The sequence below is a fragment of the uncultured Acidovorax sp. genome (assembly GCF_964021665.1).
GTDB lineage: Bacteria > Pseudomonadota > Gammaproteobacteria > Burkholderiales > Burkholderiaceae_C > Acidovorax > Acidovorax temperans.
In genome coordinates, this window is the sequence record NZ_CAXIAK010000003.1 from 1 (window position 1) to 20,419 (window position 20,419).

Below are 20,419 nucleotides of genomic sequence, written 5' to 3' on the forward strand. Positions count from 1 at the left end.
TCCACTGTGGCACTTTCGATGCCGTTTAGGGTGGGGGCGTCCATCCCATTGGTTCTAAGGGACAATCAAGGGTTTTGCGCCACGGCCGCGATTGCGTGCCGTGTTTTATTTTTGTGTTTTGAGAATCGATTTGCCATGAAGAAGACCGCTGCCGCTGCCCTCGTTTTGCTGGGTGCCTTGCTTGCTGGGTGCAGCAAGACCGAAACCCCCGCGCCTGCAGCCGCCACGCCCGCGCCAGCGGCCGTGACCAAGATCGTTGTGGGCCTGGACGACAACTTCCCGCCCATGGGTTTCCGTGACGAGAAGAACGAGCTGGTGGGTTTTGACATCGACATGGCCAAGGAAGCCGCCAAGCGCCTGGGCCTGGAAGTGAGCTTCAAGCCCATCGACTGGAGCGCCAAGGAAGCCGAACTGTCGGGCAAGCGCGTGGACGCGCTGTGGAACGGCCTGACCATCACCGAAGAGCGCAAGCAGAACATTGCCTTCACCGCACCCTACATGGAAAACCACCAGATCATCGTGGTGGCAGCCAGCTCCGCCATCAAGACCAAGGCCGATCTGGCCGGCAAGACCGTGGGCGCCCAGGAAGGCAGCAGCGCTGTGGACGCCGTGAAGAAGGAAGAGGCCGTCTTCAAGAGCTTCAAGGACTTCAAGACCTTTGGCGACAATGTGACCGCGCTGATGGACCTGTCCACCGGCCGCCTGGATGCCGTGGTGGTGGACGAAGTGGTGGGCCGTTACTACGTGGCCAAGAAGCCCCAGGACTACGTGGTTCTGGAAGCCCACTTCGGCACGGAAGACTACGGCGTGGGCGTGCGCAAGGACGACACCGAGCTGCAGGGCAAGCTCGACAAGGCTCTGGCCGACATGAAGGCCGATGGCGCCGCTGCCAAGATTGCCGAACAGTGGTTCGGTAAGAACATCATCAAATAAGGGACAACCCCCTGAGGCGCTGCGCGCCTTCCCCCTTCTCTGGCATCGCTACGCGATGCGGAAGGGGGACACCGCCAGCGCGGCGGGGCGGCCCTTGCGCGGCGGTCGCTGACTTAGGTCGCGCCAGTGGTAACGGCCAAGAGCAAAAAACACACGGAACTGTCGCGACAGCATGGATTACGTTCTCTCACTTCTGGGGCCGCTGGCGCAAGGCGCTACCGTCACCCTGAAGCTTTTTGTCATCACCTTGCTGCTGGCGGTGCCGCTGGGGCTGGTGTTGGCGTTGGCGCGCGTGTCGCGCTGGAAGGCTCTGTCGGCCTTCGTCAATGGCTACATCTGGCTCATGCGTGGCACGCCGCTCATGCTGCAGATGTTGTTCATCTACTTTGCGCTGCCATTCGTGCCGGTGATCGGTGTGCGGCTGCCAGATTTTCCTGCTGCCGTGGTTGCCTTCGCGCTCAACTACGCGGCGTACTTTGCTGAAATCTTCCGTGCGGGCATCCAGTCCATCGACCGGGGTCAATACGAGGGCGCTAAGGTGCTGGGCATGAGCTACGGCCAGACCATGCGCCGCATCGTGCTGCCGCAGATGGTGCGCCGTATCTTGCCGCCCATGAGCAACGAGACCATCACCCTGGTCAAGGACACGTCTCTCATCTACGTGCTGGCCCTCAACGACCTGCTGCGTGCAGCGCGCGGCATCGTGCAGCGTGACTTCACCACCACGCCTTTCATCGTGGCGGCGGCTTTCTATCTTGTGATGACCCTGGTGCTCACCTGGGGCTTCCAGCGTCTGGAGAAACGTTATGCCAAGCACGACGAATGAGCGCGCAGGCGCCGCTGCCGCCAGTCAGCCCATGATCGAAGCCCGCGGCATTCATAAAGCCTTTGGGCGTGTGCCCGTGCTGCGCAATGTCTCGCTCACGGTGGGGCAGGGCGAAGTGGTGGCGCTGATCGGGCCTTCGGGCTCGGGCAAGAGCACCTTCCTGCGCTGCCTGAACCATCTGGAGACCATCGACCGGGGCTTCATCGCCATCGAAGGCGAGGCCTTGGCGCAGACGGATGCTGCGGGGAACTGCACGTACGTCAGCGATGCCGAGGTGCGCCGCATCTGCCGCAAGACCGGTATGGTGTTCCAGCACTTCAACCTGTTTCCGCACCTCACCGTGCTGGAAAACCTGATCGAAGCGCCCCTGGTGGTGCGCGGTATGGCCCGCGACGAGGCCATTGCCCGCGCCGAAGTGCTGCTGGACAAAGTGGGCCTGCGTGCCAAGCGTGACAACTACCCCGCGCGCCTGTCGGGTGGGCAAAAACAGCGTGTGGCCATCGCCCGGGCACTGGCCATGGAGCCCGACATCATGCTGTTTGACGAGCCCACCTCGGCGCTCGACCCCGAACTGACGGGCGAGGTGCTGCGCACCATGCGCGCCCTGGCCCAGGAGCGCATGACCATGCTGGTGGTGACGCACGAAATGGGCTTTGCGCGCGAGGTGGCGCACACCGTGGCGTTCATGGACCAGGGCGAGCTGCTGGAAACGCGGCCTGCTGCCGAGTTTTTTGGTAGCCCGGGCCACGAGCGCAGCCGGGCTTTTTTGAACCATATGCTGTAGCAGGCCTCTGATGTGACGCGCGTGGGTTGCCCCGACGCTCCGGATGGGAGCGCTGTTACTCACTAGCGCGCAGCCTCCGACATTGCGAACACAGCATTCACGTTTCAGAAACAAACAAATGTGAATGTATGTATAGGTGCATGGATTACCATAGCGCCTTCTGCGGTGAATGCTGCGCCGCGACAATCGGGGTTTGCCCGTTCCTTTTCGTTTGCTTTGTCCCTGCACTTTTGAATGCCAGACACTTCCGCCCTCGTTGACTTGCGCAATGTCACCTTCTCCTATGGGGAGCGGGTGATCCTGCGCGACGTGTCGCTGCAAGTGCCGCGCGGCAAGGTCACGGCGCTCATGGGCGCCTCGGGCGGGGGCAAAACCACGGTCTTGCGGTTGATTGGCGGGCAGCAACGCGCACAGCGGGGCCAGGTCCTGTTTGACGGGCAGGACGTGGGCCTGCTCGATGCGGCCGGCCTGTTCGCAGCGCGCCGTCGCATGGGCATGCTGTTCCAGTTCGGAGCGTTGTTCACCGACCTGAGCGTGTTTGAGAACGTGGCCTTTCCGCTGCGCGAGCACACGGACTTGTCTGAAGCCCTGATCCGCGATGTGGTGCTGATGAAGCTGAACGCCGTGGGCTTGCGCGGGGCGCGGGATTTGCTGCCCAGCCAGATATCCGGCGGCATGGCCCGGCGTGTGGCCCTGGCCCGGGCCATTGCGCTCGACCCCGAACTCATCATGTACGACGAGCCCTTTGCGGGCCTGGACCCTATCTCGCTGGGCACCACGGCCCAGCTCATCCGCCAGCTCAACGACGCCATGGGCCTGACCAGCGTGCTGGTGTCGCACGACCTCACGGCAACCTTCCATCTGGCGGACCACGTCATCGTTCTGGGGCCGGGTGTGGTAGCGGCGCAGGGCACCCCTGCGGAGGTGATGGCCAGCACCGACCCGCTGGTGCACCAGTTCGTGAATGCGCTGCCCGTGGGGCCCGTGCCCTTCCACTACCCAGGGCCTGATGCCGCCCAGGACTTTGGCCCTACCGCAGGGGCACGGCCATGAACTGGTTCCATCCCGCCAACCTCGGTTTTGCCGTGCGGTCGAAACTGGCCGACATTGGCCGTGGCGCCCGGCTGTTTGCTCGCCTGATGCAGTTGGTGGGCGCTGCGTTTGCGCGGCCAGGGCTGGTGCGCGATCAGGTGCACTTTCTGGGCAACTACTCCCTGGCCATCATTGCGGTGTCGGGGCTCTTTGTCGGTTTTGTGCTGGGCCTGCAGGGGTATTACACGCTGCAGCGCTACGGATCTTCGGAAGCGCTGGGCCTTTTGGTGGCGCTGTCGCTGGTGCGCGAGCTGGGCCCGGTGGTCACGGCTCTGTTGTTCGCGGGGCGTGCAGGTACTTCGCTGACGGCCGAGATCGGCCTCATGCGTGCGGGTGAGCAGCTCAGCGCCATGGAAATGATGGCCGTGGATCCGGTGCGCCGCATCCTCGCCCCCCGGTTTTGGGCCGGTGTCATCACCATGCCCCTGCTGGCTGCCGTGTTCAGCGCCGTGGGCGTGATTGGCGGCTGGGTGGTGGGCGTGCTGATGATCGGCATCGACCCCGGCGCCTTCTGGAGCCAGATGCAGGGCGGGGTGGATGTGTGGAAAGACGTGGGCAATGGCGTGCTCAAAAGCCTGGTGTTTGGCTTCACCGTGACGTTCATTGCGCTTTTGCAGGGTTTTGAGGCCCGCCCTACGCCCGAGGGGGTTTCCCGTGCCACCACGCGCACCGTGGTCATTGCCTCGTTGGCCGTGCTGGCGTTGGACTTCGTCCTCACGGCCTTGATGTTCAGTATTTGATGCCGGCTCGCCCGGTGGTGGAAGGATCAGCGTGCAACGCTCCAAAAATGATGTGTGGGTCGGGTTGTTTGTGATGCTGGGTGCGGTGGCGCTAGTGTTCCTGGCGCTGCAGTCGGCCAACCTGCTCAGTTTCAATTTTCAAAAGGGTTACCGCATCAGTGCGCGGTTTGACAACATTGGCGGCCTCAAGCCGCAGGCGGCTGTGCGCAGCGCGGGTGTGGTGGTCGGGCGTGTGGAATCCATCACGTTTGATGACAAGACCTTTCAGGCGCGCGTGACCTTGTCCATGGATGATCGCTACGCTTTCCCCAAAGACAGCTCGCTGAAGATTTTGACCAGCGGTTTGCTGGGCGAGCAGTACATCGGCATTGAAGCGGGCGCCGACGAGAAAAACCTGACGGCCGGGGATACGATCACGGCAACGCAGTCGGCCGTGGTGCTGGAAAACCTGATCGGCCAGTTCCTGTATGGCAAGGCCGAAGAAGGTGCTTCGTCCAATGGAGGTACCAAGAAATGACAAATCAACCTCGCTTCACGGGCTGGACTGCCCGCTGGGCGGCGCTGTTGCTCGGCGCGGCCCTCATGAGCGGCTGCGCCACGGGCCCCAACGCCAACCCCGCAGATCCGTTCGAACCCTTCAACCGCGGCGTGCATTCGTTCAACGACAGTGTGGACAAGGCGGTAATCAAACCCGTCGCCACCGTTTACCGCGACGTGACGCCGCAGCCGGTGCGTACGGGCGTGAGCAACTTCTTTGGCAACCTGGGCGATGCCTGGTCGTTCGTCAACAACCTGCTGCAGTTCCGCGGGCTGGAGGCTTACGAGAGCCTCGTGCGCTTCACCACCAACACCTTCTTCGGGCTGGGCGGCGTACTGGACATTGCCAGCGAGGCAGGCATCGAGCGGCACAAGCAGGACTTTGGCCTGACGCTGGGCCGCTGGGGCGTGCCCACGGGGCCGTATCTCGTGCTGCCGCTGCTGGGGCCGTCCACCGTGCGCGACACGGCCGCTTTGCCGGTAGACAGTTGGGGCAACCCGCTGGGCCAGCTCGACCCGGTGGAGGTCCGCAATTCCCTGTACGGCCTGCGCCTTGTCGATAAGCGCGCTAGCTTGCTGCGCGCGGGCTCGGTGCTGGATACGGCGGCCCTGGACCCCTACAGCTTCACGCGCGACGTGTACCTCAAGGTGCGTAGTGGCGTGTCAGGCGCACGCGACGAGGGCGCCTATGAGGAAAACGGGGGCAAGCTGCCTGACGACGAGTACTGAAAACCCGCAAAGGCCGGCCTGACAAGCACTCGGGCCCCTGGCTGACAGGCGCGGTTGCAGTTGCTTGCATCCCTGCACGGTGGCGACGCATGTGCAGCGCGGGGCGCCCTCCACAATCTACCCAACGAAACCAGACATGGCAGCGCACGGCGTCGCGCTGCACGCAAGGAGCCTCACCATGATGAACCGCCGTACCCTGATCCATGCCGCCGCCGCGATGGCGGTGGCCACGTGGGTGGCCGTGCCCCAGGCCGCGCTGGCGGCCGACGAGGCGCCGGATGCCCTCGTCAAGCGCCTCTCGGTCGATGTGCTGGAGACGCTGCGCAAAGACAAATCCATCAAGGCCGGCGACGTGGACCGCATCATGGCGCTGGTGGACAAGACCATCATGCCCCACGTGAACTTCCGCCGCATGACGGCAGCGTCCGTCGGGCCGGGCTGGCGCAAGGCTACGCCGGAGCAGCAGGCGCGCCTGCAGGACGAGTTCAAGACACTGCTGGTGCGCACTTACGCGGGCGCGCTCAGCCAGGTCACGGACCAGAGCATCGTTGTGAAGCCGCTGCGCGCAGCCGCCGAAGACAAGGACGTGCTCGTGCGCACCGAAATCGTGGGCAAGGGGGACCCCATTCAGCTCGACTACCGCCTGGAAAAGACGCCGGGCGAGGGCGCGGGCTGGAAGATTTACAACCTCAATGTGCTGGGCGTTTGGCTGGTAGAAACCTACCGCAGCCAGTTCGCGCAGGAAATTAACGCCAAGGGCATTGATGGCCTGATCGACACGCTGGTGGCCCGCAACAAGTCGAACGCCGCCAAAGGCTGACCGTTGGCGCGCAGCTTCTTTTCATTCCACACGCCATGACGACCTCTGCCGCCGCTGCACTGCGTTTGCCCTCCGAGCTGACCCACCGCCAGGCCACGGCCTGTTTGGCGCAGTTGCTGCAGTCGGTGGGGGGCGCTGCGCCTGGCAGCGCCCTAGTGGTAGACGCCGCCCCGCTGCGCGTGTTTGACACCTCGGCCCTGGCCGTGCTGCTGGAGTTTCGGCGCGAAGCGCTGGCCGCCGGGCTGCGCTTTGCCGTACAGGGCCTGCCACAGGCGCTGCAGGGGATGGCGGGGCTGTATGGGGTGGATGGCCTGCTCAACGACGCGGCCTGATGGGTGCGGACGAGCGCAGACCGCCCCCAGCCCGTAAAATCGAGGGCTTCATGCCCGCAGTCTCATTCCAAGCCATCTCCAAGACCTTTGCCACGCCCAAAGGCCCTTTCCAGGCGCTGAACCAAGTCAGCCTGGACATTGAACAGGGCGAATTTTTTGGGCTCCTCGGGCCCAATGGCGCCGGCAAAACCACCCTCATCAGCATCCTGGCGGGCCTGGGCCGCGCCACCAGTGGCCGTGTGCTGGTGCAGGGCAGCGATGTGCAAGCCAACTATGCCGATGCCCGCCGCAAGCTGGGCATCGTGCCGCAGGAGCTGGTGTTCGACCCCTTTTTCAACGTGCGCGAGGCGCTGCGCTTCCAGTCCGGCTATTTCGGTGTGAAGAACAACGATGCCTGGATTGACGAGCTGCTCGAAAACCTGGGCCTGGCCGACAAGGCCAACGCCAACATGCGCCAGCTTTCGGGCGGCATGAAGCGCCGCGTGCTGGTCGCCCAGGCGCTGGTGCACAAGCCGCCCATCATCGTGCTGGACGAGCCCACCGCCGGTGTGGACGTAGAGCTGCGCCAGACGCTGTGGCACTTCATCGCCCGCCTGAACAAGGAAGGGCACACGGTGCTGCTCACCACCCATTACCTGGAAGAGGCCGAGGCGCTGTGCGGCCGCATCGCCATGCTCAAGGCCGGGCAGGTGGTGGCGCTGAACCGCACGTCCGAGCTGCTCAAGGCCGCTTCTGGCAGCGTGCTGCAGTTCAAGACCGACGCGGTGCTGCCTGCGGCGCTGGCATCCATCGCGCGGGTCACGGGGCGCATCGGGCAGGTGCCGGCGCAGGGCGGGGCGGAAATTGAAAACGGCCTGGCTACGCTGCGCGTCGCTGGCGTGGATGTGCAGGACATGGAGATCCGCCGGCCCGACCTGGAAGATGTGTTCTTGCAGGTGATGTCGGGTACCTCGGCGTCCAACATTCCTTTGTCCGAGGTGGCTCTATGACGGGTTGGCAGACGCTTTTTTATAAAGAAGTGCTGCGCTTCTGGAAGGTCAGCTTCCAGACCGTGGCCGCGCCGGTGCTCACCGCCGTGCTGTACCTGCTGATCTTCGGCCATGTGCTCGAAGACCATGTGAAGGTCTACGACCGCATCAGCTACACCGCGTTTCTGGTGCCAGGCCTTGTGATGATGAGCGTGCTGCAAAACGCGTTTGCCAACAGCTCGTCCAGCATCATCCAGAGCAAGATCATGGGCAGCCTGGTGTTTGTGCTGCTCACGCCGCTGTCGCACTGGGCGTGGTTCGTGGCCTATGTGGGCTCGTCGGTGGTGCGTGGTCTGGTGGTGGGCCTGGGCGTGTTCATCGTCACGCTGGCGTTTGCACGGCCGGAGTTTGCGGCGCCGCTGTGGATCCTGCTGTTTGCCCTGCTGGGCGCTGCGCTGCTGGCCACGCTGGGCTTGATTGCGGGGCTGTGGGCCGACAAGTTCGACCAGATGGCCGCGTTCCAGAACTTCATCATCGTGCCCATGACCTTCCTATCGGGCGTGTTCTACTCCATTCAGTCGCTGCCGCCGTTCTGGCAGACCGTGAGCCACCTCAACCCGTTTTTCTACATGATCGACGGCTTCCGCTACGGCTTCTTTGGCCAAAGCGATGTGTCGCCCTGGGTCAGCCTGGGCATCGTCGGCCTGGCCTGGCTTGCGGTAAGCGCACTGGCCGTGCACCTGCTGCGCACTGGCTACAAAATCAGAAACTGAAATGACTGCAGACCAACTCAAAGACATCATCAGCGCTGGCCTGGCCTGCGACCACATCACCCTGGAGGGCGACGGCCGCCACTGGTACGCCACCATCGTTTCGGCCGAGTTCGAGGGCCAGCGCACCCTGCAGCGCCAGCGCCGCGTGTACGCCACCCTGGGCAACCGCATGCAGACCGATGAAGTGCATGCGTTGTCGATGAAGACCTTCACGCCCGCCGAGTGGGCCACCCAGCAGGCCTGATTCGGCTTGCTACTGTATTGATAGCTGCTGGCGCTTGATAGGAAAGCGCTGGAGGCACTTTTGATTCATATTCTGGTTTTTTGAGATGGACAAACTCCTGATCCGCGGCGGCCGTACCTTGCAAGGCGAGGTGCTGGTGTCTGGTGCCAAAAATGCCGCCTTGCCGGAGTTGTGCGCCGCACTGCTCACGGCCGAGCCCGTGACCCTGCTCAACGTGCCCCAATTGCAGGACGTGAGCACCATGCTCAAGCTCATCCGCAACATGGGTGTGACGGCCGAGCGGGCTGACGACGGCACGGTGCGCATTGACGCCAGCGCCTTGAACTCGCCCGAAGCTCCCTACGAGCTGGTCAAAACCATGCGCGCCTCGGTGCTGGCGCTGGGCCCGCTGCTGGCCCGCTTCGGGGAGGCCACGGTGTCGCTGCCCGGCGGCTGCGCGATTGGCTCGCGCCCGGTGGACCAGCACATCAAAGGCATGGCCGCCATGGGGGCCGAGATCGTGGTCGAGCACGGCTACATGATCGCCAAGCTGCCCGCAGGGTGGAAGCGCCTGAAGGGCGCCCGCATCACCACCGACATGGTCACCGTGACGGGTACCGAAAATTTCATGATGGCCGCTGCGTTGGCCGAGGGCGAGACGGTGCTCGAAAACGCCGCGCAAGAGCCTGAAATTTCGGATCTGGCCGAGATGCTGATCGCCATGGGCGCGAAGATCGAAGGCCACGGCACCAGCCGGATCCGCATCCAGGGCGTCGAGAAGCTGCACGGCTGCACCCACCGCGTGGTGGCTGACCGCATTGAAGCGGGCACCTTCCTGTGCGCCGTGGCCGCCACGGGTGGCGATGTGGTGCTGCGCCATGGCCGTGCCGACCACCTTGATGCCGTCATCGAAAAGCTGCGCGAAGCGGGCGCCACCGTACAGGCGGTGGACGGCGGCATTCGCGTGCAAAGCACTGGCGGCGCCACGCTCAAAGCCCAGGGCTTTCGCACCACCGAATACCCCGGTTTCCCTACCGACATGCAGGCCCAGTTCATGGCGCTCAACTGCATCGCCCAGGGCACGGCCACGGTGACAGAAACGATTTTTGAAAACCGCTTCATGCACGTCAACGAGCTGGTTCGCCTGGGCGCCAAAATCCAGGTGGACGGCAAGGTGGCGGTCATTGAAGGCGTGCCACGCCTGTCGGGCGCCACCGTGATGGCGACCGACCTGCGCGCCTCGGCCAGCCTCGTCATCGCCGGCCTGGTGGCCGATGGCGAAACCATGGTCGACCGCATCTACCACCTGGACCGTGGCTACGACTGCATGGAAGCCAAACTGCGCGGCATCGGTGCCGACATCGAGCGAGTAAAAGCATGAGCACCAACATGATCACCCTGGCGCTTTCCAAGGGCCGCATCTTTGAAGAAACCCTGCCGCTGCTGGCTGCTGCGGGCATCGAGGTGCTGGAAGACCCCGAAAAGTCGCGCAAGCTCATCCTGCCCACCAACCAGCCCGATGTGCGCGTGGTGCTGGTGCGTGCGTCCGATGTGCCCACCTATGTGGAATACGGCGGCGCGGATTTGGGCGTGACGGGCAAGGACACCCTGATCGAGCATGGCAGCCAGGGCCTGTACCAGCCGCTGGATCTGCGCATCGCCAAGTGCCGCGTGAGCGTGGCCGTGCGCCAGGACTTTGATTACGAGCGCGCCGTCAAGCAGGGCTCGCGCCTGAAGGTGGCCACCAAGTACACCTCCATCGCCCGCGAATTCTTTGCGACCAAGGGCGTGCACGTGGACATGGTCAAGCTCTACGGCAGCATGGAGCTGGCCCCGCTCACCGGCCTGGCCGACGCCATCGTCGATCTGGTCTCCACCGGCAACACGCTCAAGGCCAACCACCTGGTGGAAGTGGAGCGCATCATGGACATCAGCTCGTTCCTGGTGGTTAACCAGGCGGCGCTCAAGCTCAAGCGTGAACCGCTGCGCCGCATCATCAATGCCTTTGCCTCGGCCATTCCGGCAGAGCAAAACTGAAACCTGAACTGCAACGCACTATGAAATTGGTAGCTGCTCCCGCTCGTCTGTCCACCGCTGCAGCCACTTTTGAGGCTGATTTTGCAGCCCGCCTGCATTGGTCTGCCGACACCGACGCGGCCATCGAGCAGCGCGTGGCCGACATCCTGGCCGCTGTGCAAAAGCGCGGCGACGCGGCGGTGCTGGAGTACACCGCCCGCTTCGACGGCCTTACCGCGCCCACCATGGCAGCGCTGGAGCTGACCCAGGCAGAACTCAAGGAGGCCTTCGACGCCATCCCCGCGGTGCAGCGTGACGCATTGCAAGCGGCCGCAGCGCGGGTGCGCAGTTACCACGTGGCTCAAAAGAAGGCCTCCGGCGAGAGCTGGAGCTACCGCGACGAAGATGGCACCTTGCTGGGCCAGAAGGTCACTCCCCTGGACCGTGTTGGCATCTATGTGCCTGGCGGCAAGGCGGCGTACCCCTCCAGCGTGTTGATGAACGCCATCCCGGCCCATGTGGCGGGGGTCGAAGAAATCATCATGGTGGTGCCCACCCCCAAGGGCGAGAAGAATGCGCTGGTGCTGGCAGCCGCCTACGTGGCCGGTGTGACCCGCGCCTTCACCATCGGCGGTGCGCAGGCCGTCGCCGCGCTGGCCTACGGCACCGAAACCGTGCCCAAGGTGGACAAGATCACCGGCCCTGGCAACGCCTACGTGGCCAGCGCCAAGAAGCGCGTGTTCGGCACCGTGGGCATCGACATGATTGCGGGCCCCAGCGAAATTCTGGTGCTGGCCGACGGCACCACGCCGCCCGACTGGGTGGCGATGGACCTGTTCAGCCAGGCCGAGCACGACGAGCTGGCCCAGTCCATCCTGCTGTGCCCCGACGCCGCCTATCTCGACGCCGTACAGCGCGAAATCGACCGCCTGCTGCACACCATGCCGCGCGCCGAAATCATCGCCAAGAGCCTTACCGGCCGGGGTGCGCTGATTTTGACGAAGGACATGGAAGAAGCCTGCGCGATCAGCAATCGCATCGCTCCAGAGCACTTGGAAGTCAGCAGCAACGACCCGCACCGCTGGGAGCCACTGCTGCGCCACGCGGGCGCGATCTTCCTGGGGGCGTACACCTCCGAAAGCCTAGGCGACTACTGCGCAGGCCCCAACCATGTGCTGCCCACCAGCGGCACCGCGCGCTTCTCCTCGCCGCTGGGCGTGTACGACTTCCAGAAACGCAGCAGCCTCATTGAGGTGAGCGAAGCGGGTGCCCAGGTGCTTGGGAAAATCGCTGCCGAGCTGGCCTACGGCGAGGGCCTGCAGGCCCATGCGCAGGCGGCAGAGATGCGCTTGAAGAAGCAGGGCTGAGTCTCTGCCAACGGCTGACCACCGGCGGTGGTCTGTCGGCCAAGTCCTTAGCGAGGCGGTGAGAGCCCTTGTTCGAGGGGAGGCTCCAAAACTCGTTTGTCGTGCGGCTTGTTGCCAGAAAGCAGGGCCCGCCCGCCGGCAGCCCTGCTCAGAGTGTCAACCCACCTGCCGCAAGGCGGGACGCATCTGGCGCGTCACGGGGTCGATGTGCGCTGTGGGCACCTGGTAGGCACGGTCATCAAACAGGTCGATGCCGCATTTGAGGTTTTCGATCCACGCAAAGAAATCCTGGATGGCTGGCTTGCCCATGATGGGGGCGCCGTGCTGCGGCACGATCATGGAAATGTCCAGTTGCCGGGCCATGTTCACCCACAACCGCAGGATCTTGTTGGACACCATGTAGCGGCGGTGGAAGCCTTCCATGAGGGGAATGTGGGCCTGCAGGTCAGTGACGGGGCGGCTTGCCTCTGCGCCGGACATCATCGACACGCCCAGGTCACCCGTGAACAGGATCTTGCTGACCGGGTCGTAGAAATGGAAGTTGCCTTCCGAGTGCATGAAGTGGGCTGGCAACAGCACCAATTCATGCCGCCCCAGGGGCAGGTGACCACCGCTGTCGGGCACGCCGATGACGCGGTTTTCTGTCTTGCCCACCTTGGTGAAGTGCGGCGCAAAGCGCTCCCACACGCGGGAGATGACCAGCGATGCCTTGGTGCTGGTGAGCCACCGATCCAGCGAGGCAATGATGTCCGGGTCTGCGTGGGAGGCGATCAGGTACGACAGCTTGTGGGGCGGGAAATGCGTCGTCATTCCCATGAACAGCTCGTTGAACGCCAGGTTGCCGCCCGGGTCGATGATGGCCCCGGTGTCATCGTCCACGATCAGGAACTGGTTGGCCTGCACCGCCTGCCCATCCTCCTCGATGAGGTCGGTGAACATGATGCAGGCATGATTCTTGTCGCGATAGAGTTCGATGGACATGGTGGCGCACAGAAGCAATGAAGCGTTGACTGTACGAGTACCCCCAACAACGAAAGTTGATCAATATCAAGCCGAATTGTTAAAAAAAGAGCGGTGCTGGCTTTGCTAGGCACCTCCCTCCAAGGCTACTGCGTGAAAGAGGCCTCCCGCGGCTCAGGTCACCGGGGCCGGGTTGAACAGCACCAAGGCGTTGTGCAGCTTCCAGTGTTCAGCCCAGGTCTTCTTGCGGCCGCTGGCCACGTCCAGCATCAGGTGAAAGAGCTGCCAGCCCACCTCTTCAATGGTGGCCTGGCCTTCGGCAATGGTGCCTGCGTTCACGTCCATCAGGTCGTGCCAGCGGCGGGCCAGATCGGTGCGGGTAGCCACCTTGATGACCGGGCATTCTGCCAGCCCGTAAGGCGTGCCGCGGCCCGTGGTGAACACATGCAGGTTCATGCCCGCAGCCAGTTGCAGGGTGCCGCAGATGAAGTCGCTGGCAGGCGTGGCCGCGTAGGTCAGGCCCCGGGTTTGGAGCTTCTCGCCCGGCGACAGCACACCGGAGATGGGGGCGGAGCCGGACTTGACGATCGAGCCCATGGCCTTTTCGACGATGTTGGACAGCCCGCCCTTCTTGTTGCCCGGCGTGGTGTTGGCACTGCGGTCCACGCTGCCGCGCTGCAGGTAGGCGTCGTACCAGGCCATCTCGCGCACCATGGCCTCGGCCAGCTCAGGGGGGGCGGCGCGGGCCGTGAGCTGCGCAATGCCGTCGCGCACTTCGGTGGTTTCCGAGAACATCACGCTGGCACCAGCGCGCACCAGCAAGTCGGTGCAAAAGCCCACGGCCGGGTTGGCGGTGACGCCCGAGAACGCATCGCTGCCCCCGCACTGCACGCCCACCACCAGTTCGCTGGCAGGCACGGTCTCGCGGCGGCGCGCATTCAGGCGCTGCAGGTGGGTTTCCGCCTGGCGCATGATGGACTCCACCATCGACATGAAGCCCACATGGGCCTCGTCCTGCAGGCACACCACATCCAGCCCCTGGGTGCTGCTGCGCTCGTCCACCACGGGGATGGAGCCGGGGGGGGGCAGCAAACGCTCGGGCTGCAGCTTTTCGCAGCCCAGGCTCGGCATGTCCTTTGGAGTCCTCTAGCTGGCGTTGGTTCTGCTCAGTCTGAGATATGTCGCTAATCAGGCAAAAGTGACTCCAGCGCTTATTGGGTAAGCGCTAGCAGCTATCATTTTTGAACTGGTGAGCGGAGTGCGCTGGCACTCGCCTCACCCTGCCAGGCGCTGCCCCTTTTACGCAGTGCGCTCGTACCAGCCCTTGCTGCGGTTGACGATGTGCACCACCAGCAGCATCACCGGTACCTCGATCAGCACCCCCACCACCGTGGCCAGCGCTGCGCCAGAGTGAAAGCCGAACAGGCTGATGGCGGCGGCCACGGCCAGTTCAAAGAAATTGGACGCACCAATCAGCGCCGAGGGGCAGGCCACGCTGTGCTTTTCACCCACTGCGCGGTTGAGCCAGTACGCCAGCCCCGCGTTGAAGAACACCTGGATGAGGATGGGCACGGCCAGCAAGGCGATGACCAGCGGCTGGTTGAGGATGGCCTGACCCTGGAAGGCGAACAGCAGCACCAGTGTGGCCAGCAGCGCGCCGATGGACCAGGGGCCAATGCGTGCCAATGCTGCATCAAGCGCCGGTGCGCCGCGTGCCAGAAGGACACGGCGCAGCGCTTGGGCAATGGCCACGGGGATCACGATGTACAGCACCACCGAGGTAAGCAGTGTGTCCCACGGCACGGTGATGGCCGACACCCCCAGCAAGAACGCCACCAGCGGTGCGAAGGCCAGCACCATGATGCTGTCGTTCAGCGCCACTTGCGACAGGGTGAACAGCGGGTCGCCCCCGGTCAGGCGGCTCCACACAAACACCATGGCCGTGCACGGCGCGGCGGCCAGCAGGATGAGCCCGGCAATGTAGCTGTCGATCTGGTCTGCGGGCAGCCACGGGGCGAACCACTGGCGAATGAACAGCCAGCCCAGAAACGCCATCGAAAACGGCTTGACCAGCCAGTTCACCACCAGCGTGACGCCAATGCCCCGCATGTGCTGGCGCACTTCGCCCAGCGCGGCAAAGTCCACCTTCATCAGCATGGGGATGACCATCACCCAGATCAGCACGCCCACGGGCAGGTTGACCTGGGCGACTTCCATGCGCCCAATGGCCTGGAACGCGCCGGGCCACAACTGCCCCAGCGCAATGCCCACCACGATGCACAGGAACACCCAGACGGTGAGATAGCGCTCGAACATGCTCATGCCCTGGGTGGGGGGCGCGGCGGGTGGGCAGGAGGTGGGCGTGAGGGTGGACATGGGGAAACGGAGCAGAGGGTGGGGGAGGATCAGTGGCTGGCCAGGTCGCGCGCGCTGCTTTGCAGCATGGCGTGGTGCAGCTTTTCGTCGGGCAGGCTGATCAGCAGCGACAGGCGGCGCTGGATGGCGTGCAGGGTCTTGCGGAAGGCTTCGAGCTTTTCTTCGTCGCTGCCATCGCCTTCGGAGGGGTCGGCATACCCCCAGTGGGCGGTGGCCGGGTGGCCAGGCCAGAAGGGGCAGACCTCGCCTGCGGCGTTGTCGCACACGGTGATGATGAGGTCCATGTGGGGCGCGCCGGGGGTGGCAAACTCGTCCCAGCTTTTGCTGCGCAGCCCTTCTGTGGAGATGCCGGCTTTTTGCAGCACCTGCAGGCCCAGCGGATTGGGCTGCTGGTTATCACGCGGGCTGCTGCCGGCGGAATAGGCCTTGAAGCGCCCTTCGCCCATGGCGTTGAGCAGTGCTTCGGCCAGGATGCTGCGTGCCGAGTTGTGGGTGCACAGGAAGAGAACGTTCAGAGGGGTGGTGGATTCGGTCATTCGGGGCCTCAGGTCAGCAGCACTGGGAAGAAGATGATTTGGACGGGCCGCAGCACGCGGCCTGTGTGGTGGCCTGGGGTGAAGCGGTTGCTTTGGGGGTGCAGCAGGCGCCTTGCGGCACCGCTGCCGCTTCATTGAACACAGGAATGTTTTCGAGCGTGTGAAAGTGCTCCCACGCCACGCCCTGGGGGTCGGTGATCCAGTGCTTTTCGCTGCGGGCGTAGCAACAGGTGGTGGCGCCCTCGTCCAGCAAAGCCATGTCGGCGGCCATGGCGCGTTCCTTCAGCGCCGCCAGTTCGGCCGCGTCATCCACCTGAAAGCCCAGGTGGTCCAGCCCTGCTTGCGCACCGCGTGTGGAGATGGCGAAGTTCACGCGTGGGTCTTCGAGCATCCATTTGGCGTAGTCGGCCTCCACGCGGGTGGGGGCAGCGCCAAACAGGCGCGAATAGAAGGCAATGTTGGCCGCTAGATCGTTGACGTGCAGGTGAACGTGAAAGCGCTTCATGGGGTCTCCTGGGGTGAAAAGGGGGGCTGCGCTCAGCAGGCGCAGCTGGTGGTCTGCGCGGGCAGGCAGGCCTGGCCCTGGCAGCAGTTTTCGGTGAGGTAGCCCATCAGCGCGTTCATGCGCTTGAACTGGGCGCGGTAGATCAGGTGGCGGCCAGCGCGCTCTTGCGCCACCAGGCCGGCGTTGGTCAGTTCCTTCAGGTGGAACGAGAGGGTGTTGGCCGCCACACCCAGTGCATCACTCAGGGCCGAGGGCGTCATGCCCTCGGTGCCGGCCACGACCAGGGCGCGAAAAATCTCCAGGCGCGAGGCCTGGGCCAGCGCCGCCATGGCTTTGACAACATCATTGGTTTCCATAATTCAATGATAATTGAAATATGGAAGTCAAGGCAAGAAAAAAGCACCGGGGTTTCCGGTGCCATGATCGTTGGGCCGCGTGTGGCAGCCTGCAGGTGTGCGGCAGGTGCTGTCGCCGCTGTCCTTACATGCCCAGAGACTTGAGCAGGTCGTCGGTGTCACTGTCCGTCGCTGCGGCAGGTGCTGCAGCAGCGGGCGCGGGCTGGTGGGCCTGGGCCATCAGCGCGTCGGGGTCGGGGGTTTCCTGGGGCTCGAAGTCGTAGAGCTTGATGAACTCGGTCCGGTCGATGGCCAGTTCCAGGTAGAAGATGTTGTTGTTGCCGGTATAGAAGGTCACTCGGCGGGCCTCGGGGTTGTCGAGGTTGGCGTCCACGCTCAGCATCACCTGCTTGTTCAGCACCAGCATCTTGGGCTGGTTCTGGGTGATGTGGGTTTGCAGTTCGCGGCGGATCTTGCCGGTGAAGTCGCCCACCACCTGGTTCATCAGTTCGCCCATCACGTTGCTGACTTCATCAGACGTGTACGAAGACACCAGGTCTTCCTTGGACATCCCCATGCTCAGCAGGTAGCTTTGGTACAGCTCCATCGCGGCGGAGGCAGAGAAATTGATGATGACCAGGCCCGAGAAGCCGCCATCGAACAGCACAAAGCATCCAATGTCGGGCTTGAGGCAGGTTTTGGAGATGCGCTGCACCATGCCGGAATAGTGCACCTGGCTTTGCGTGGCCACGGAGAGCACGCGCGTGACGGAGTTGCACAGGCTCATCAGCAGGTCTTCGGTGCCGAATACGACGGATTGATCAGGGAGGCTCATGATGGCGATGTGCGTTGCGTTGATAGGGAACAGTGCCCGCTAGCATAGGCCATGAAAGCATTGGCCGCCATCAGCATTGCTCCGTGGGTGGTGCCCTGCGCAACACTGGGGTCGTGCAGGGGCAGGTTCAAGCCTTGGGTGTGCTGCCGGGGGCTGTCTCTGAGGAGGGTTGCTGCAGCCAGCGCTGCAGCAGCACTTGCGGTGGCAGGGCCTTGGAATAAAGGTAGCCCTGCGCTTCGTCGCAATGCAGCTCCCTCAGCAAGGCCGCTTGCGCCGCAGTCTCCACGCCCTCGGCCACCGTCTCCAGCTTCAGCGCTTTGGCCATGCCGATCACGGCCGTGACGATGGCGCGGTTGCCTGCATGGGTGTCCATGTTGCGCACGAAGGACATGTCGATCTTGAGCTTGAACACGGGAAAGCTCTGCAGCCGCTCCAGCGACGAATAGCCGGTGCCGAAGTCGTCGATGGACAGGCAGAAACCCGCCTGCACCAGCCGCGAAGCCGCATGGCGCGCCTTTTCGGGCTCGTTCATCAGTGCGGATTCGGTCATTTCCAGCTCGATCATGCTGGGCTCCACCCCTTGCGCGCGCACCAGGTGGAGTGCGCGCTCCGCAAAGCCTTCGTCCATCATCTGCGTTGCGGACACGTTGACCGCCACGCGGGGCACCACCGCCGCGCCCGCTTCCTGCCAGTGGCGAATGTCGCGTGCGGCCTGGGCCAACGTCCAGTCGCCCAGCTCGTTGATGAGGCCACGCTCTTCCGCCACCGGAATGAATTCGGCTGGGCTGATCCATTGCCCCTCTTCGTCGCACCAGCGCGAGAGCGCTTCCACGCCGCACAGCGTGCCGGTGGCCAGGTGCACCTTGGGCTGGTAGTGCAGTTGTAGTTGCGAATGGGCCAGTGCATGGGCCAGCTTGGCGCCCAGCGAGATGCGCCTCTCCAGCTTCAGGGCCAGCGCTTCGTTAAAGAGCATGCTGCCGCCCCCGCGCACCTTGATGTCGTACATGGCGATGTCGGCGTGTTTGAGCAGGTCTTCCACGCTGTCGCCATGCTCGGGGAACAGGGCCACGCCGATGCTGGCGCCTACCTCAAACTTCAGGCTGTCGAACACCACCGGAAGGCCGATCGCGTGCTGCAATTGCTTTGCCCGCTCCAGTGGGTCTTCGCCGGGTGCGAGCTTGTAGGTGCACATGAATTCATCGCCCCCCACGCGGGCATAGACGTCGTTCTTGGCACAGGCTGAACGAAACCGGGCCGCCAGCTCGCTGAGCACGTTGTCACCCACGATGTGGCCATGGGTGTCATTGATTTCCTTGAAGCGGTCGAAGTCCACAAACAGCATAGCGGCCGCCACCCCTTCTTGCCGGGCCTGGTCGAGCATTTGCTGCGCCAGCATCATGCCGTTGGTGCGGTTGGGCAGGCCGGTGAGCGAGTCGTAAAACGCCAGGCGCTCCATGGCGTGCTCGGTGGCCTTGCGGTCGGTGATGTCCAGCACCGTGCCATAGCCGCGAATGGGCTGATCTTGGTGGTCTTTTTCAATCACGCCGCGCATTTCCACCCAGCGCACGCCGGGGCTCGACTGCACCCGGCATTCAAACCGGAAACGACCCAGGCGCAAGCCAGCGTTCAATTCGCCATCCACCCGAACCCGATCGTCCTCGTGGATGGAGCTCAGGAATTGCGCATAGGTGAACGGCTTGGTCATGGGCCAGCCAAAAAGCCGCGCCGCCTGGGGGGTCAGGGTGATGGCCCCGTCGAAATGCGTCTGCCAGGTGCCGATGTTGGCCACTGCCTGGGCGTTGAGCAAGTCGCGCGTGAGCTGCGTTTGTTCGCGCAGGTCTTCAAACACCAGCAGCAGGCGCTGCTCGTCGCCGTCTTCGGTCTTGGGCAGTGTGTGGGCTGTGATGCTCACGGGGACGGCCAGCGGGTTGTGGTGGGGGCGCACCTCCAGCGTCTCGCGTGCGCTTTGCTGGCGCATGGCGGTATCGATCAGCGCAGAGATAGGGGCCACATCCATCACATTCGACAGAGGGCAGCCGCGCAGGCTGCTGGGGGCGAAGCCAAACAGGTTTTCAAACGCCCGGTTGGCAAACACCACCTTCAGATCGGACGTGGCAACCATCGTGCCGTAGGACAGGTTGGCAAACGCCGCGCCGTAGTCGCGCAAGTCGGCAATCAGATCGTCGCGGTGGGCGATGTAGCTGTCGATGGCCAGCCCTACATCGAGAAACACTACCTTGATGAGCGCCTGGAAGGTGTGCATCAGCTCTTCGGTCTGTGCTGCCCCCATACCCTTGGCAACGCGCGGCAGCAGTTCAATCAGGTAGTGGCTGTAAGCCCCCAGATACCAGCCTGGGGACAGGCCCACCTTGGCATGTACCAGGCCGACACGCAGGCGGTCTTCAAGGTAGGGGCGGTCATACACGCCTGCCACCAGGGCCTTGAAGTAGGTGGATTGGGCCTTTTTGAGGCGGCTCAGTGTGGACTCGTCGGGAATGAGCGCGCGTGTTTCCCCGAAGGACAACAGATGGTCGTAAAACGATTCCACGAACCCCGGGGTTTGATCGCCCAGCAAAGAATGCAATCCGCGCAGCGTGCGCTCATCCTCGGGGGTTAACGACAAAAAATCCTTGCGGCGTTGAAAGTCGCGATCAAGTTCCACGGGCTGCCTGTGAATTGCTGATTCGGGCGGGGAGAGGATGCTCCGCGCCTATGTTGTATCAATTTAACAC

At 63.7% G+C, this 20,419-nt stretch carries 22 protein-coding genes and 1 pseudogene; 15 read left to right on the top strand and 8 right to left on the bottom strand.

Annotation, left to right across the window (positions count from 1 at the left end; genetic code table 11):
• Nucleotides 1-135 precede the first annotated feature (135 nt).
• The 15 genes from AADJ04_RS00995 (at nt 136) to hisD (ending at nt 12,140) form a co-directional block, all read left to right on the top strand.
• Nucleotides 136-933: an amino acid ABC transporter substrate-binding protein gene (locus AADJ04_RS00995; RefSeq protein WP_273624672.1), complete on the top strand. Its 798-nt coding sequence runs from the start codon at nt 136-138 to the stop codon at nt 931-933.
• Between the two features lie 172 nt (nt 934-1,105).
• Nucleotides 1,106-1,759 carry an amino acid ABC transporter permease gene (locus AADJ04_RS01000; protein ID WP_044397031.1) on the top strand — a complete coding sequence of 218 codons (654 nt, stop codon included), beginning with the start codon at nt 1,106-1,108 and terminating at the stop codon, nt 1,757-1,759.
• The gene (locus AADJ04_RS01005; protein WP_288484331.1) at nt 1,740-2,543 is read left to right on the top strand and encodes an amino acid ABC transporter ATP-binding protein; all 804 of its coding nucleotides are present in this window, start codon (nt 1,740-1,742) and stop codon (nt 2,541-2,543) included. Before AADJ04_RS01000 ends, AADJ04_RS01005 begins: the two co-directional genes overlap by 20 nt.
• 234 nt (nt 2,544-2,777) lie before the next feature.
• Nucleotides 2,778-3,596, top strand: coding sequence for an ABC transporter ATP-binding protein (locus AADJ04_RS01010; protein WP_198845902.1), 819 nt, complete (start codon nt 2,778-2,780; stop codon nt 3,594-3,596).
• Nucleotides 3,593-4,375 carry a lipid asymmetry maintenance ABC transporter permease subunit MlaE gene (gene mlaE / locus AADJ04_RS01015; protein WP_044397034.1) on the top strand — a complete coding sequence of 261 codons (783 nt, stop codon included), beginning with the start codon at nt 3,593-3,595 and terminating at the stop codon, nt 4,373-4,375. Before AADJ04_RS01010 ends, mlaE begins: the two co-directional genes overlap by 4 nt.
• A 31-nt stretch (nt 4,376-4,406) precedes the next feature.
• Nucleotides 4,407-4,892 carry an outer membrane lipid asymmetry maintenance protein MlaD gene (gene mlaD, locus AADJ04_RS01020; protein ID WP_288484327.1) on the top strand — a complete coding sequence of 162 codons (486 nt, stop codon included), beginning with the start codon at nt 4,407-4,409 and terminating at the stop codon, nt 4,890-4,892.
• A complete protein-coding gene (locus AADJ04_RS01025) occupies nt 4,889-5,641 on the top strand; it encodes a VacJ family lipoprotein (RefSeq protein WP_270174980.1) in 753 nt (250 codons plus the stop codon). Before mlaD ends, AADJ04_RS01025 begins: the two co-directional genes overlap by 4 nt.
• 178 nt (nt 5,642-5,819) lie before the next feature.
• The gene (locus AADJ04_RS01030) at nt 5,820-6,461 is read left to right on the top strand and encodes an ABC transporter substrate-binding protein (protein ID WP_288484323.1); all 642 of its coding nucleotides are present in this window, start codon (nt 5,820-5,822) and stop codon (nt 6,459-6,461) included.
• Nucleotides 6,462-6,496: 35 nt separating this feature from the next.
• Nucleotides 6,497-6,793: an STAS domain-containing protein gene (locus AADJ04_RS01035; RefSeq protein WP_044397037.1), complete on the top strand. Its 297-nt coding sequence runs from the start codon at nt 6,497-6,499 to the stop codon at nt 6,791-6,793.
• Nucleotides 6,794-6,843: 50 nt separating this feature from the next.
• Nucleotides 6,844-7,782 carry an ABC transporter ATP-binding protein gene (locus tag AADJ04_RS01040; RefSeq protein ID WP_341238460.1) on the top strand — a complete coding sequence of 313 codons (939 nt, stop codon included), beginning with the start codon at nt 6,844-6,846 and terminating at the stop codon, nt 7,780-7,782.
• Entirely contained in the window at nt 7,779-8,534 is a 756-nt protein-coding gene (locus tag AADJ04_RS01045; protein WP_066695064.1) for an ABC transporter permease, read from the top strand. The genes AADJ04_RS01040 and AADJ04_RS01045 overlap by 4 nt, the downstream gene beginning before the upstream one ends.
• A 1-nt stretch (nt 8,535) precedes the next feature.
• A complete protein-coding gene (locus AADJ04_RS01050) occupies nt 8,536-8,778 on the top strand; it encodes a BolA family protein (protein ID WP_044397039.1) in 243 nt (80 codons plus the stop codon).
• Nucleotides 8,779-8,863: 85 nt separating this feature from the next.
• Nucleotides 8,864-10,138: a UDP-N-acetylglucosamine 1-carboxyvinyltransferase gene (gene murA, locus AADJ04_RS01055; protein ID WP_341238461.1), complete on the top strand. Its 1,275-nt coding sequence runs from the start codon at nt 8,864-8,866 to the stop codon at nt 10,136-10,138.
• Nucleotides 10,135-10,794 (top strand): ATP phosphoribosyltransferase, encoded by a 660-nt coding sequence (gene hisG / locus AADJ04_RS01060; protein ID WP_341238462.1) that lies wholly within the window; start codon nt 10,135-10,137, stop codon nt 10,792-10,794. Before murA ends, hisG begins: the two co-directional genes overlap by 4 nt.
• 20 nt (nt 10,795-10,814) lie before the next feature.
• The gene (hisD, locus tag AADJ04_RS01065; RefSeq protein ID WP_198845896.1) at nt 10,815-12,140 is read left to right on the top strand and encodes a histidinol dehydrogenase; all 1,326 of its coding nucleotides are present in this window, start codon (nt 10,815-10,817) and stop codon (nt 12,138-12,140) included.
• Between the two features lie 156 nt (nt 12,141-12,296).
• Here hisD and AADJ04_RS01070 read toward each other — a convergent pair whose 3' ends face one another.
• From AADJ04_RS01070 to AADJ04_RS01105, 8 genes and pseudogenes are all read right to left on the bottom strand, one after another.
• Nucleotides 12,297-13,121, bottom strand: coding sequence for an MBL fold metallo-hydrolase (locus AADJ04_RS01070; protein ID WP_288484310.1), 825 nt, complete (start codon nt 13,119-13,121; stop codon nt 12,297-12,299).
• A gap of 153 nt (nt 13,122-13,274) precedes the next feature.
• Nucleotides 13,275-14,231 (bottom strand): annotated as a pseudogene (gene garD / locus AADJ04_RS01075) (galactarate dehydratase); the annotation flags it as partial.
• A 168-nt stretch (nt 14,232-14,399) separates the two neighbouring features.
• Nucleotides 14,400-15,476, bottom strand: a complete 1,077-nt coding sequence (arsB, locus tag AADJ04_RS01080) for an ACR3 family arsenite efflux transporter (RefSeq protein WP_341238463.1) — start codon at nt 15,474-15,476, stop codon at nt 14,400-14,402.
• 29 nt (nt 15,477-15,505) lie between these two features.
• Complete coding sequence (locus AADJ04_RS01085; protein WP_044399497.1) at nt 15,506-16,012, bottom strand: arsenate reductase ArsC; 507 nt, start codon at nt 16,010-16,012, stop codon at nt 15,506-15,508.
• A gap of 13 nt (nt 16,013-16,025) precedes the next feature.
• Nucleotides 16,026-16,517, bottom strand: a complete 492-nt coding sequence (locus AADJ04_RS01090; RefSeq protein WP_341238464.1) for an ArsI/CadI family heavy metal resistance metalloenzyme — start codon at nt 16,515-16,517, stop codon at nt 16,026-16,028.
• A 32-nt stretch (nt 16,518-16,549) separates the two neighbouring features.
• Nucleotides 16,550-16,873, bottom strand: a complete 324-nt coding sequence (locus tag AADJ04_RS01095) for a winged helix-turn-helix domain-containing protein (protein WP_341238465.1) — start codon at nt 16,871-16,873, stop codon at nt 16,550-16,552.
• A 124-nt stretch (nt 16,874-16,997) separates the two neighbouring features.
• The gene (locus AADJ04_RS01100; RefSeq protein WP_066695091.1) at nt 16,998-17,687 is read right to left on the bottom strand and encodes a DUF3334 family protein; all 690 of its coding nucleotides are present in this window, start codon (nt 17,685-17,687) and stop codon (nt 16,998-17,000) included.
• 127 nt (nt 17,688-17,814) lie between these two features.
• Nucleotides 17,815-20,349: an EAL domain-containing protein gene (locus AADJ04_RS01105; RefSeq protein WP_341238466.1), complete on the bottom strand. Its 2,535-nt coding sequence runs from the start codon at nt 20,347-20,349 to the stop codon at nt 17,815-17,817.
• Nucleotides 20,350-20,419 lie beyond the last annotated feature (70 nt).